The organism is Arthrobacter sp. E1SS-5 (assembly GCF_057073715.1).
This window is the reverse complement of the sequence record NZ_CP172703.1, coordinates 4,107,309-4,120,559: the sequence shown is the minus strand read 5'-3', so window position 1 is coordinate 4,120,559 and position 13,251 is coordinate 4,107,309. Positions and strand designations below refer to the sequence as shown.

The following is a 13,251-nucleotide window of genomic DNA, read 5'->3' as shown; positions in this document are numbered from 1 at the left end:
GGCTGATTCCTTGGCTGGGTTTTTCCGGTAGGGGTTACTTCAGTCATTTGGCACCAGGATGGTGCTTTCGCTGATGACGCGGGCCGAGCGTTGAAAGGAGACCTCAGCCGGATCGGCTGCATCCAACGCCAGTGTGGTCTTGCCGTTCAGCAGGTGGATGGACAGTCCGGCCTCGGCTGCCGGAACCATGCTGCGCCGCACTACGCTGCCTTCCGTCCCGGAAGCGGCAGCGACGGCGACGGCGCTGGTGAGCCCGATGGCGGGATGCAGCGCGCTCATCGAGATCATCCGGGCTGACACTCCGGTTGTTCCGTCGGGCGGAGGCCCCACGACGCCCACCTTGGGGATGGAGCTGAGGTTCTGCGGAAGGTTCATCTTGCGGGCAGCCGCGGCACGCAACTGCGGTGCAATCCGGACCAGCGCCTCCAACGCTTCCTCACTGCCCGTCGCGTCCAGTCCCAGGTCCCGTGCATCGAAGAGCGCAGCCGGGGCACCCGCGTCGATCAGTGTCGCCTGGTACCGCCGTCCGTCAACGTCGATTTCATCAAGGGCCTTGCCGGTAGGGAACTGTGCTCCGTAGCTGGACCACGACGTCTTCTGGAAAACGACGTCGATGGGGACGCCGGGGTAGTGCTGGCCATCGAGCCGGCGGCCGCCGTACGCCGGAACCTGCGCGCCCGGTGTCGGGATTTCACAGATGAGGCGCAGTCCGGTGACCGTGTTCAGGATGGGGACCCGGGTGACGTCGCCGGTGGGGGTGACCAGCCCGGCGTGGAGTGCATAGAGCCCCAGTGCGGTTGCGCAGTTTCCGCAGTTGCTGGCCCACTCGACTGCCGGTTTATCGATGGCAACCTGCGCGAACCGGTAATGCACGGTTCCGCCCGGGCCGGTGCCACCCACGGTGATGGCCTTGCTGGTGGTTGAGGAAGCGCCGCCCACCCCGTCGATTTGGCGAAGGTCCGGTGAGCCGAAGGTGCGGATCAGGAGCCGTTCGGTCTCCTGGGGGTCCGCGGGAAGGTCCTCGTCACGGAAGATCCAGCATTTGCTGGTGCCTCCGCGGACCAGGGTTGCCGGGACTGCGGTGACGGGAAGGTTGCCTGCCTGCGGTTCTTCCCTGAATAGAAGCGTCATTGATTCTCCTGAAAACACCGAGCCGCCGTGTGCAGCTGGTGGATAAATGTTCAGAGCCGCACGATCTGGAATCCGGGAACTCCTAGTCTGTATGGCGTTGGTCACAAACGGTATACCGTTTGAGTGACTTAAGCAACAGACTGGAAATTGTTGAATACAGATCTATTTCAATCGCGTGCAGCCCTGCTCCATTGCGTGCTGCTAATCGTGCATGGTGTTCACAGCGGCGCGAAACGGTATGCAGTGCGTTAGAATTGCCGCTAAAGGTATGGCGCTGTCCGCGTCCTGCCGCTTGTTCCATGAAGACCGGAGGCCGCCCGTGGCGTCGCAACCTGAGACAAGCCCCTACCTGATGATCAGGAACGCCATCATCTCGCAGGAGCTGCCTCCCCGTGCCCAGCTGGTGGAAAGCGCCCTGGCCAAGAAGTACAACGTCTCCAGGACTCCCATTCGGGAAGCGTTGCGGCGCCTCGAAACGGAGGGCCTGGTAGAGCGTTACGGGTCACGGATGCAGGTGCGGGAGTACCGGCCGGAGGAGATGCTGGACCTCTACGAAGTCCGGACCTTCCTCGAGGAAGCTGCCGCCAAAACCGCCGCCCTCCGGCATACGGACATGGACCTGATGCTCATTGACCGTGCGCACCAGGCCATGGTCACCCTCGACTTTGATGCCGCCACTCCGGCTGAGCTGGCCGCCGCCAACCGCACCTTCCACGAGCGCATCTGGGCTGCCAGCCACAGCGCAGCGCTCCTTGACCTGCTGGACCGGATCCTGGTGCACTTCATCCGCTACCCCGGCACCACGCTTTCCACCAGGGAGCGGTGGGACCGGGTGCTGAAGGAGCATGAGGAACTGCTGGTGGCCATCCGCGCGCGGAACGCGGAGGAGGCCGGCCGCATTGCCAGCGCCCATATGGACGAGGCGAAGAACATCCGGATCCAGATGTACATCGACGCGCAGGAGATCAGCCCTCCGCGCCTCGGCTAGCCGCAGGAAATCCCACTCCATCCGCTCCTGGGCACCAGCAAACAGGCAGCAACCAGCCCATTGCATCCAACGGCATACCTATGTATACAATCGTGTACAGCGATGGAGCTGAGGAGATGATGATGATCAAGAGCGATGTTTTGGTAGTTGGCGGCGGCAACGCCGGATTCGCGGCAGCACTGGCAGCCGCCGAGCGCGGACGCAAGGTGGTCCTGCTGGAAAAGGCCCAGGAAGCCGCATCCGGCGGCAACAGCTTCTACACCGCCGGCGCCACCCGCATCTCCCATGAGGGGCTCGGGGAGCTCATCGAATTCGTGGAGCCTGATGACCGGCACACCGTCACCGAAGTCCCCGCTTACACCGCTGCCGAATACCTTGCCGACCTGTCCAAGGTCTCCGAAGGCCGCAACGACCCCGACCTGTCCAAAGTCCTGGTCAGCGAAAGCAACCCGGCGCTGCGCTGGCTCCAGGGCATGGGACTCAAATACCGCCTGATGTATGAGCGCCAGGCATACCGGACCCAGGACGGCGGGTACCTGTTCTGGGGCGGCCTGCATGTGGGCAACGTGGGCGGCGGCAAGGGACTCATGGCCGACCACCGCGTGGCCGCGGAGCGCATGGGCGTGGAAGTCATCTATGACTGCGCCGCCACCGGACTCCTCGTGGAGGACGGCCGCGTCTGCGGTGTCCGGTACCGCACCTCAACGGAAGAGGGCGAGTTCCGGGCTGAGTCCGTAATCCTCGCGTCGGGAGGCTTCGAGGCATCGCCTGAACTGCGTCGCGAGCACCTGGGTGAGGGCTGGCAGAACGCGAAAGTACGCGGCACGCCCGGCAACACGGGCGAGATGATCCTCGCCGCCCTTGAAGCCGGGGCAGCCAAAGGCGGGGACTGGTCCACCTGCCACAGCGTGGCCTGGGACGCCTGGCACCCGGAGAACGAGGGCAACCTGGAACTCACCAACCAGCTCACCCGCGGCGGGTACCCGCTGGGCATCGTGGTAAACACCGAGGGCAGGCGGTTCGTGGACGAAGGCGCCGACTACCGCAACTACACCTACGCGAAGTACGGCCGTGACATCCTGGCCCAGCCGGGCTCGGCCGCCTTCCAGATCTTTGACGCCTCCTCCCGACCCATGTTGCGGGCCGAGGAGTACGACATGCCCGGAGTCTCGGTGGTTACCGCGCCCACCCTGGCCGAGCTGGCCCAGAAAGCCGGCATCAGCCCGGACGGACTGGAGGAGACGGTGCAGGGCTTCAACAACTCGATCGCTGAGGACACCCCGTTTGACCCCAACGTCAAGGACGGACGCCGTGCCGACACCCAGCCCCCGAAGAGCAACTGGGCCCGCAGCATCGCCACCGGACCGTTCTACGCCTTCCCCGTTACCTGCGGCATCACCTTCACCTTCGGCGGCCTGAAGACTGATACCTGGGGCCGTGTGCTGACCGAACAGGCGGAGCCGCTGGAAGGGCTCTTTGCCTGCGGGGAAGCGCTGGGCGGGCTGTTCAGCGGAAACTACCCCGGCGGCTCCGGGCTTGCCGCGGGCGCCGTCTTCGGACGCCGCGCCGGCTCAATCGCCTAGACGCCAACACAGCAGCCCCGAAGATCAAACGGAAAAGAGGAAAAAGTGGCCAGTCCCGTCCACCAGCGGCTTCGCGAAGACGTTCTCGCCAGTGTCTTTGCGCCTGACGAGCCGCTCACGGAAGCCAAGCTCACCGAGCGGTACGGGGCATCCCGGACGCCCGTGCGGGAAGCCCTGCAGCGGCTGGAGCAGGACGGACTGGTGGAACGGCGCGGCAAGGCGGTGGTTGTCCGCACGCATTCGGCCGAAGAGATCATCGACATCTACGAGTCGAGAATCATCCTCGAGCAGGCCGCCGCGGCCAAGGCCGCCGTCAAGGCCAGCGCCCTGGACCACCAGCTGCTCAAGGGACTGCTGCTGCAGATGCAGCAGCTGGATCCCACCGACGGCCGTGCGCTCGCAGAAACCAACCGCGCCTTCCACGCGCAGCTGTGGCACGCTACGCACAGCCCGTCACTGATCGGACTGCTGGAACGCCTGGACCAGCAGGTGCGCCGGTACACCCTGACCACGCTTACCTACCCCGGCAGGTGGCCGGCAGTGCTGGCGGACTACGCCGCCATGCTGGCCGCCATCGAGGACGGGGACTCCGGGCGCGCGGGGGAGATCGCCGCCCGCCACATGTCGGACGCTTTGGCCATCAGGCTGAAGATGTACGCCGAAGATCCCAGGACGCTGTAGGCCGCACCGGCGGCCTGGCAGCGTCCCGACAAGACCCGCCGGCCGATGTTCCTGCATACTCCATCGCAACAGGTAACCCGAAAGTCGGGCGCAGGACGTCAGCCGGCGCAAGAGGCGGGGCAGGCTCCAATGAGCCTGTCCCGCCTTGCTTTTTCCGCGCCTGCTGCACGTGGCCCCTTGCTGGAAGGCGCGACGGCGGCGCGAGGCGGCAGCCGTCGTCGTACCTTCCAGGGGTGGTTCCCTTTGGCACCGTCTGTCTGAAGGCTCTGGCGGGGCAAAGCTGCGCGGACTAGGCTCTCTCGCATCACCCCCGCATTGTGAAGGGACCAATGATGAAACTGAGCCATATTCCCCTCCGCCTGGCCACCGGCGCGTTTATTCTCAACGCCGGCTACAGCAAACGGAACCTGGACAAAGACAGCGCCGCCCACCTGCAGGGCATGGGCGCCAAGGCGTTCCCGCCGCTGAGCCGGCTGGACCCGGAAAGGTTTGGGAAGCTGCTCAGCTACGCCGAGATGACCTTGGGCGCAACACTCCTGGCACCGTTCGTGCCCAGCCGGCTGGCGGGGCTGGGCCTGGGCCTTTTCTCCGGATCAATGCTGACCATGTACCTGAAAACACCCGAAATGACTTTGGAGGACGGGATCCGGCCCAGCCAGCAAGGCACCGTACTGGCAAAGGACGTCTGGATGTTCGGCATTGCCCTGGCGCTGATCCTGGACCGGAAAGGTTCTCCTATGCGAGGTGCACGGCGTTCCAGTCCAGGAGGCGCGGTTCGGCCAGCCCTTCGGTGACGAAGGGGTCCCCGGCGACGAACCGTTCCGCTTCCTGCCGGGACGTGAAGATGCCCATGGAACTGGCGGCTGGGGCCGGGTCCTGGAACGGGCCGAGGGCAAGAAGACCTCCGCCGTCGGCGTGGAAAGCTTCGTAGTAGGCCTTGTGGCGCGGGTAGGTTTCCATGATCCGGGAGCGGTCGACGCCCTCGCGCACGGTGTACAGCACGACGCATTCCATGCGCCCGAACTTACCACTTAGTGTGTACGTGGTGGCCTGATTGCCGGGGCGCCGGCCTCCTGGCTTGTGTGGCCTCCTACTCAAGCCTCATGACCTGAAGGCTGTTGATCGTTGCTGTACCGCCGGTGGCGAAGACAGTGAGGTCCGTGCTGTTTTCAGCCGGGAAGATCAGTTCAGTCATTGTGACCTGGCCGTCCTGGGCGAACACTTCAACGGAACAGCGGTCAACGAAGATGCTGAGTTCGTAGGAACCGGACGTTGACCGGACGGGGGCGGTGTCCAGGGAGGGGAAGGATTCGTGGAAGTCAGTCTGTCCGGACTTCCGCCGGTCGACAAACAGTTGGCCTTCGTCCGGGCGGATGCCCACACGGGTCCCCTTTGCACCGTCCCCGCGGAGGACAAGTCCAAATTCCTTCGCACTTCCGCGGGTGAAGCTGACATCGATTCGCTGGACCGTGCCTGACGCGCCCGGCAGCATCTGCTCGCCGTCGTCAATAGTGGTTTCAGCAAGGGAGAAAGGCTCCTGCGCCACCAATGCAGTCCAGTCGCCTGCGGGTCGCTGGACCAGGCACAGGTTTCCGTCGATGGTTTGGAGGGAGACTTCGCGGGCCAGGCTCATGGGGCTGCGCCAGGGTGTTGTGGGGATGCGGTTGGCGTACTCCCAGTTGTTCATCCACCCGATCATGAGGCGGCGGTTGTCCGGGGCGTCGTTGAAGGAGACGGCTGCGTAGTAGTCCCGGCCCCAGTCCAGCCAGTGGTAGGCGCCCTGGTTGTCGGTGCTGTTGAGGCCTGCGGTCACCGTACTGGTGGAGGTGAATGAGGTTCCGTCGAAGTCGCCAATGAAGTATTGGCCCGCCGACCCGCGGTTGGGGCCGCCAGGGTTGAGGTTCACGGTCAGTACCCACTTGACGTTGTCCGGGTCGCCGTCCACCGGCAGCGGGAAAAGGTCGGGGCATTCCCAAATGCCGCCGGTGGCGTTCGCGGGGCCGAAGCTATCCAGGAATTCCCAATTCTTCAGGTCTTCGGACTTGTAGAACATCGCCTTGAAGTCTTGCGCTTCAACGGCGACCATCACCCAGTAACTGCCCTCGCCGCCGTCGTACCGTATGACTTTGGGGTCGCGAAAGTTGGCTGACCTTCTGCTGAGTACGGGGTTGTTGGCGTGTTTTGTCCAGGTGTAGCCACCGTCCAGGCTGTACGCCAGGGACTGGGCCTGGATTCCCTCGTGCTCGGAGCCAGGTTTGAAGGCGCTGGTGTAGATGGCCACGAGTGGGGCAACGGAACCGGTGCCGAAGCCGCTGGTGTTGGTCCTGTCATAGACGATGCTGCCGGAGAAGATGTCTTCATTGTCGTCGCAGGGGATGGCGACGGGGTGTTCGGTCCAGGTCAGAAGGTCCGTGGATGTCGCGTGTCCCCAGGACATGTTGCCCCAGACGTTGCCCAACGGGTTGTTCTGGTAATAGAGGTGGTAGACGCCGTCATGGAAAATCAGGCCGTTGGGGTCATTGAGCCAGGTGTCCCGGGCTGCGTAATGCAGGGCCGGCCTGTACATGTCGGTGGCTGCTGCATTGTTCGTCGTGAGGGTTTCCATAGGTTCCTTTGGAAGTCTGGGCTATTTGCTGGCGCCGGCCGTGAGGCCTTCCCGCAGGGTTCGTTGGCCGAAGATGAAGACGACCAGTGCCGGCAGCATGGACAGGATCACGCCGGCGAGGACCACGGAGATGCTGCCGGTGCCGAGGTTGCCCTGGAGCGTGACCAGGCCGAGGGGAAGGGTGAAGTTCTGTTCGCTGATCGTCAGGATCAGTGGCCGGAAGAACTCGTTCCAGTGGAAGTTGAAGGCAAGGATGCCGACGATGGCCATGCCGGGGACTGCCAGGGGGACGTAGACCGACTGGAAGATCCGCCATGGTCCGGCACCGTCCAGGGCGGCTGCTTCGGCGAAGTCGTTTGGCAGGCCAAGGAAGTACTGGCGCATCAGGAAGGTTCCGAATGCTGTGGGGATGGCGGGCAGGATCAGGGCCAGCAGGGTGTCGGACAGGCCCATTCCCCGGATCAGCATGAACACCGGGACGATGGTGACTTGCACCGGGACCATCATGGTGGCCAGCACCAGCGAGAAGATGGCGTTCTTGCCGCGGAAGTCCAGGCGGGCGAAGGCGTAACCGGCCAGGGTGGCCGACGCCATCTGGCCAAGGGCGATCAGCCCGGTCACTAGGGCGCTGTTCAGGACCAGGAGGCCGACGTTGATCTGCTTGAACACCTCCTGGTAGGCGGTGAAGTCCGGGTTGATGGGCAGGAACGACGGCGGCAGGTTGAAGGATTCCGACGGCGTCCGCAGCGAGGTGGACAAGGTCCACAGGACAGGGCCGAGGGTCAGCGCCGCTGCCACGGCCAACGCAGCGTATCTGCCGACGGTGCCGGCTGCGGGCAGGCGGCGGCTGCGCTGGGGCCTGGGGGCGATCGGCGGTTCGGCGGTGGGACCGGAATGCTTGCCGGTCCTGGTCTGCAGGGTCTGGCTGGACATGGGGGACCTCACTGGTAGAAGACGAAGCGGCGGCTAAGGCGGAATTGCAGGGCGGTGACGGCAAGGATCAGCACGGTGAGTACCAGGCCGATTGCAGAGGCTTTGCCGAACTCCAGCTGCTGGAACGCGGATTCAAAGATCACCATGACGGCGGTCCTTGTGGAGTCGCCGGGACCGCCGTTGGTCAGGACGTACGGCTGGTCGAAGACCTGCAGGGCACTGATGATGGCCATGACAGAGGCCACGAGCACAGTGGGGCTGATCAATGGAAGAGTCACATTGCTGAACTGTTTCCAGCCCGTGGCGCCATCCAGGTTCGCTGCTTCGTGCAGTTCTTTCGGGATGTTGGTGAGGGCGCCGAGGAAGAGCAGGAAGGAGAACCCGAAGTTCTGCCAGACGTAGACCAGGACAACGACGGCGGCAGACGCCGTGGGACTTGTCAGCCACGGCACAGCGGGAATCCCGACGAGCGACAGGAGCCAGTTCACCACGCCGAACTGTTCGTTGAACATGTACCGCATGAAGATGGACACCGATGCGGCGGACAGGACCAGCGGGAAGAAGAAGGTGGAACGGAGGAACACCCTCAGCCAGGACGGCATCCTGGCCTGCAGCATGGAGGCCAGGCCAAGCGCGATGCCCAGTTGAAGGATTACTGCAACAACTACGAACCCGATGGTGTTCAGGAAGGACACCCGCACGGTGGGGTCCTGTGCCAGTGCTGCGAAGTTGGCGAAACCGACGAACTGCGGTGCGGAGATGATGTCCCAGCGGAAGAAGGCCAGGACCAGCGAAGCGATGATCGGCAGGAACGTGAACAGGGCCATCCCCAGCACTGTGGGAGCAAGGAAGATCCTGGCCAGCCATCGCTCGACAAAGGAGCGGCGCACGGCCGGTGGTTTCACGGTTTGCCGCGGGGCGGCGGAAGTGGTGGTCATGAGTTCCTCCTCAGAGCCAGTTCAAGGTCGCGCTGCAGGTTGCCCATGGCTGCCCGCACATCGGCGGAGCTGCCGCTGACTGCGGTGGAGACGTTCTTCATCAGGGCAGTCTCGACGGCCGCCTGCTGCGGCGGCGCGGGGATCGGACCGGAGGTGGGGAACCTGTCCAGGGTGTCGTAGAAGACCTTCCAGTGCCGCGGCCCGGTGGCTGCGTAGAAGGATTCGTTGACCATCGAACGGCGGGTGGGCGTGGTGTTGGGCTTGGGAATGGCCAACTGCATCGCTTCGCGGCTGGAGCAGAACTTCACCCATTCCCACGCCGCGTCCTTGTCTTTGGCCGTGCGCATGATCGCGTAGCCGGCAGCGCCGAACTGATGGCGCTGGGTCCGCCAGCGGGGGAAGAACTGAACGTCGAATTGATCGGCGGTCATCCCGGCCTCGTGCAGGCCCTGCGCCCAATAGCCACCGGCCGGCGTGGTGCCGATGCGGTTGTTGCCGAACAGGCCCACCAGGGCGTTTCCGCCGCCGGATTCGGGACGGACGCCGAGTCCTTCGGCCACCAGTTCGCGCAGGTAGTCGAAGGTTTCGACAACCCGCCCGTCCTCGGCGTTGGGGGCCAGCCACTGATACCCGCCGCCGCGGGTGCTCCGGGCAGGATCGTTTGCGTAGAAGCGGTCCCAAAGCCAGTCCCCGCCGGGAGCCTTCGTTTCGGACAGGAAGCTGGTGTCATTGGCGTAAAGCCACGGCACGACGCCGCCGAAAAGCCGGTTGGTCCAGTAGTACGGGGTGAAGTCAGCCGGGCGGGCCTTGCGTAGGGCCCGCAGGGTGGCGCTGAAGTCGTCCTTCGTCCAGTCGTCTTTTGGCCGCTCAAGCCCGGCCTGGGCGAAGGTGGTGGTGTTCAAATACATGTTCGCCGCGTTCCAGTCCAGTGGAAGCTGGTACAGGCTTCCCTGGTACATGAAGGCTTCCAGCAGGCTCGGGTGGACGTCGTCAAAGTAATCGCTCATGGCGGCGGCATCCCGGCGGACATAACTGTCTAGAGGCTCGGCGAGCTTGTCGGCAAAGAGCTGGGCGCCTTCGGTGGCGACATAGACCACATCCGGCGGCGTTCCCGCGGCCACCATGGTCAGGATCTTGGAAAAGAAGTCCTTCCAGTCCGCGCCCTGAATGGCCTGCAGTTGCACCGGGATGTCGGGGTGCGCGGCGGTGAAGGCCTGGATGAGGCCCTGGCGTCCCGCGGCATCCGCTGCCGTCCCCAGGATGGCGATGTTCAGGGCCTTGCTGCCGCGGCCCGGGATATCGGCGCCAGTCAGTCGGGGCCACGCCCCCACGGTGGCTCCCGCCAGGGCGAGTCCGCTCAGGCCAAGCATGGACCGGCGGGTGAGTTGTGAGAGTTTGCTGCTGGACGGCAGCGGATGCGAAAGGGCTGGTTGCCCCGGTGTCTTTTCAGACGTCATTGTCGGCTCCTCCTAACACGTGTTAAGTAGATTAGAAGCGGCACCTAACACGTGTCAAGGGATTTTTTTACTCAGCTGACCCCGTTGGTGCGGGAGCCGCCGTCGTCCTAGGAAGAAGGGGGAGCGCCGGTTGATGCCCGGGTGATGACGCGGCAGGGCACCAGGATCGTTTCGCCCTGATCCTTCTCTGCTTCAGGCGCTTTCCCTTCAACCTCATCCAGGAGCATGGACATGGCCGTTTCTCCGATTTCGGCGTGCGGAAGTGCCACGGTGGTGAGGGCGGGAACAAGGTTGGCGGCCACGTGCTGCTGATCGTCGTATCCCACAACGGACAGGTCTTGCGGCACACGCAGTCCTGCGGATGCTGCATAGAGCAAGACGCCGGTGGCCACCCTGTCGTTGGAGCAGATGATCGCCGTCGGCCGGTCTCCACTACCCAGCACAGCGGACGCGGCCCGGTAGCCGTCATCGATGTCCCAGCCGGTCGGGTGGACGCGTTGTTGCTCGCGGCCCAGTCCCGCCTCCTCCATTGCTTCCCGGTAACCCTGTTCGCGCTGCGGGGCGGCAGGCGAGCTGAGGGTTCCGGTCAACAGGGTGATGCGGCGGTGGCCCAGGTCGATCAACAACTGGGCAGCGGCACGCCCGCCGTCGACCTCCGCAGGTATGACCGAGCGGAACGGGGAGGCGGCATCAGTGCAATTGGCAAGGATGGCCGGCAGAGTGCGCATCGTAGTTGGGGTAGTTACTTCGCGCAGGCTGCCGGTGGCATACATGATGCCGTCCACCTGCCGGTGTACCAGCTGCTGTGCTGCAGTGCTTTCACGGGACACGTCGTGCTCCGAGTCAATGACAAAGAGCATGTATCCACGGGTCAGGGCCGTGCGTGAGGCGCCACTGATCAGCCGGCCGGCGAACGGGCTGGTGACGATGTCGTCCGTGATGACGCCGATGGTTGACGTCTGTTGGTTGCGCAGGCTCAAGGCGACTGAATTGGGTGTGTAATCCAGCTCAGCGGCAGCGCGGAGGACGCGCTCTTGCCGTTCCGCCGTGACGTTGCCCTGGGCCCTGCCATTGAGCACCAGCGATACGGCGCTGCGGGATACTCCCGCGCGCTTGGCCACATCCAGTGCGGTCGCCTTACGTTTGGCCATGCTCATCCCCTTGCCTCTCGGACCAGCTTAGCTAACTCGTGTGAGGCACTTTTACCGAAACCCGGCGCCTCCGCTCGTTTCGTGCTTGGCGACTCGATACCCATCTACAGGGACTTCCCGGCAGAGCCAAGTGCCCACGTGCAAGAATGACCGCATGACGCACCCCAATGAGCCGTCCGCCTCGGCAGGAGCCGCACCCTTCGACCCCGCCTTCGAGGCCGCTTACCAGGCTGCGCAAAAGAGCCTCGACGAGGGCGGCATTCCGATTGGGGCCACGCTTGCCCGTGACGGTGTCGTCATCGCGAGCGGCCATAACGAACGGGTCCAGAGCGGCGACCCCATAGCGCACGGGGAAATGTCCGCTCTCCGCGCCGCAGGCCGGCAGAAGAGTTACCGGGACACCACGCTTTACACGACGCTGGCTCCCTGTGCCATGTGCACGGGAACCATCATCCAGTTCAAGATCCCGCGCGTGGTGGTGGGTGAGGCGCGGACGTTCGACGGCGAGTTCGACCTCTTGCGCTCACGTGGCGTTGAGGTGGTGGTCCTGGACGATCCGCGGTGCGTGGAGATGATGCGGACATTCCAGCAGGACAACCCGGATCTGTGGGCAGAGGACATTGCGGAGGAACCCGCCGGTTAGGGGCCGGTGCTGCCGGCACCGTCCAGCCGACTCACAGCCAAGGCACAGCAGCGAACGGTCCGGTCCATAGCCTCGTGCGGTTTTGTTGGAGCCATGACCACTTCACGCACACCCCGCCAGCCCGACGTCGACCAGCCCCATCCCGACCACGACCGGGGGCTGGAGTTTGACTTGAACACCTTGATGAGCCGCCGCTCGCTGGGGTTGTTCCTCGGTGTAGGCAGTGCCGCCGCAGCGCTTGCCGCCTGCGCCCCGGCCGGAGACACGGGATCCACTTCTTCTGCGACATCCACGGCTACCGCCGCAGCCTCGTCCGCAGCCGGTTCCTCCGCGGCTGCCTCTGCCACGGACGCCGCCACTGCCACGCCGACCCTCACGCGGGCCATCGCTGAGTGCGGCGTGGAAATCCCACAGGAAACTGCGGGCCCCTATCCCGGCGACGGCTCCAACGGACCGAACGTCCTGGAAGCGTCCGGAGTGGTGCGCCGGGACATCACCTCGAGCTTCGGAAACGCGTCCGCCAAGGCGGAGGGTGTTCCGCTGACGTTCACGCTGACCCTCCTGGACAACGCCAACGGCTGCGCCCCGATGGCTGGTGCCGCCGTGTACGCGTGGCACTGCGACAGGGACGGGAAGTATTCGATGTACGACTCGAGCCTGAAAAACGAAAACTATCTCCGCGGCGTGCAGGAGGCGGATGCCAATGGACAGGTCACCTTTACGTCGATCTTCCCGGCGGCCTACTCCGGGCGCTGGCCGCACATCCACTTCGAGGTGTTCGAGTCGATGAACAACGCAACGGCGGCCGGGCAGGTCCTGGCTGTTTCCCAGATCGCGCTGCCGCAAGCCGCCTGCGACGACGTGTACGCCACTCCGGGGTACGAGCGCAGCATCACAAACATGAGCCGTACTTCGCTGAAGTCGGACAACGTGTTTGGCGACGACGGCGGCATCTACCAGCTGGCAACGATGACGGGTTCAGCTGCCGCCGGCTACACGGCGGGGCTTAACGTGACCATCTAGGACGACACGGCCCACGCGGGCTACGACCGCGGCGGGGTGGGCCCGCCGTCGAACTCATCCACTGAACTGGGCGTTAGAGTGTGCAGCAGGCAACCCGTTCCAACCGCGTTATGCCTGC

13 protein-coding genes are annotated in these 13,251 nt (G+C 64.5%); 6 read left to right on the top strand and 7 right to left on the bottom strand.

What is annotated here, in order from left to right; translation table 11 throughout:
* Window positions 1–39: 39 nt before the first annotated feature.
* A complete protein-coding gene (locus ACIGJD_RS19215) occupies window positions 40–1,131 on the bottom strand; it encodes a PrpF domain-containing protein (protein ID WP_483687523.1) in 1,092 nt (363 codons plus the stop codon).
* Between the two features lie 319 nt (window positions 1,132–1,450).
* Between ACIGJD_RS19215 and ACIGJD_RS19210 the strand changes: the two genes are divergently transcribed.
* From ACIGJD_RS19210 to ACIGJD_RS19195, 4 genes are all read left to right on the top strand, one after another.
* Window positions 1,451–2,119, top strand: a complete 669-nt coding sequence (locus tag ACIGJD_RS19210) for a GntR family transcriptional regulator (RefSeq protein WP_483687522.1) — start codon at window positions 1,451–1,453, stop codon at window positions 2,117–2,119.
* Window positions 2,120–2,211: 92 nt separating this feature from the next.
* Window positions 2,212–3,702: an FAD-dependent tricarballylate dehydrogenase TcuA gene (gene tcuA, locus ACIGJD_RS19205; protein ID WP_483687521.1), complete on the top strand. Its 1,491-nt coding sequence runs from the start codon at window positions 2,212–2,214 to the stop codon at window positions 3,700–3,702.
* A gap of 45 nt (window positions 3,703–3,747) precedes the next feature.
* Window positions 3,748–4,383, top strand: a complete 636-nt coding sequence (locus tag ACIGJD_RS19200) for a GntR family transcriptional regulator (RefSeq protein WP_483687520.1) — start codon at window positions 3,748–3,750, stop codon at window positions 4,381–4,383.
* 332 nt (window positions 4,384–4,715) lie between these two features.
* Complete coding sequence (locus tag ACIGJD_RS19195; RefSeq protein WP_483687519.1) at window positions 4,716–5,177, top strand: hypothetical protein; 462 nt, start codon at window positions 4,716–4,718, stop codon at window positions 5,175–5,177.
* Here ACIGJD_RS19195 and ACIGJD_RS19190 read toward each other — a convergent pair.
* The 6 genes from ACIGJD_RS19190 to ACIGJD_RS19165 form a co-directional block, all read right to left on the bottom strand.
* A complete protein-coding gene (locus ACIGJD_RS19190) occupies window positions 5,119–5,385 on the bottom strand; it encodes a YciI family protein (RefSeq protein ID WP_483687518.1) in 267 nt (88 codons plus the stop codon). The two genes, ACIGJD_RS19195 and ACIGJD_RS19190, sit on opposite strands and share 59 nt — an antisense overlap.
* 88 nt (window positions 5,386–5,473) lie before the next feature.
* Window positions 5,474–6,988, bottom strand: coding sequence for a glycoside hydrolase family 32 protein (locus tag ACIGJD_RS19185; protein WP_483687517.1), 1,515 nt, complete (start codon window positions 6,986–6,988; stop codon window positions 5,474–5,476).
* 21 nt (window positions 6,989–7,009) lie between these two features.
* On the bottom strand, window positions 7,010–7,921 hold the full coding sequence (locus tag ACIGJD_RS19180) for a carbohydrate ABC transporter permease (protein ID WP_483687516.1): 912 nt from the start codon (window positions 7,919–7,921) through the stop codon (window positions 7,010–7,012).
* 8 nt (window positions 7,922–7,929) lie between these two features.
* The gene (locus ACIGJD_RS19175) at window positions 7,930–8,859 is read right to left on the bottom strand and encodes a carbohydrate ABC transporter permease (RefSeq protein WP_286400142.1); all 930 of its coding nucleotides are present in this window, start codon (window positions 8,857–8,859) and stop codon (window positions 7,930–7,932) included.
* A complete protein-coding gene (locus ACIGJD_RS19170; protein WP_483687515.1) occupies window positions 8,856–10,316 on the bottom strand; it encodes an ABC transporter substrate-binding protein in 1,461 nt (486 codons plus the stop codon). Before ACIGJD_RS19170 ends, ACIGJD_RS19175 begins: the two co-directional genes overlap by 4 nt.
* A 107-nt stretch (window positions 10,317–10,423) precedes the next feature.
* The gene (locus ACIGJD_RS19165; protein WP_483687514.1) at window positions 10,424–11,467 is read right to left on the bottom strand and encodes a LacI family DNA-binding transcriptional regulator; all 1,044 of its coding nucleotides are present in this window, start codon (window positions 11,465–11,467) and stop codon (window positions 10,424–10,426) included.
* 154 nt (window positions 11,468–11,621) lie between these two features.
* On the opposite strand from ACIGJD_RS19165, the gene ACIGJD_RS19160 reads away from it, so the two are divergent.
* Window positions 11,622–12,110, top strand: coding sequence for a nucleoside deaminase (locus ACIGJD_RS19160; protein WP_483687513.1), 489 nt, complete (start codon window positions 11,622–11,624; stop codon window positions 12,108–12,110).
* Window positions 12,111–12,203: 93 nt separating this feature from the next.
* Window positions 12,204–13,133, top strand: coding sequence for an intradiol ring-cleavage dioxygenase (locus ACIGJD_RS19155; protein WP_483687512.1), 930 nt, complete (start codon window positions 12,204–12,206; stop codon window positions 13,131–13,133).
* Window positions 13,134–13,251: the final 118 nt, after the last annotated feature.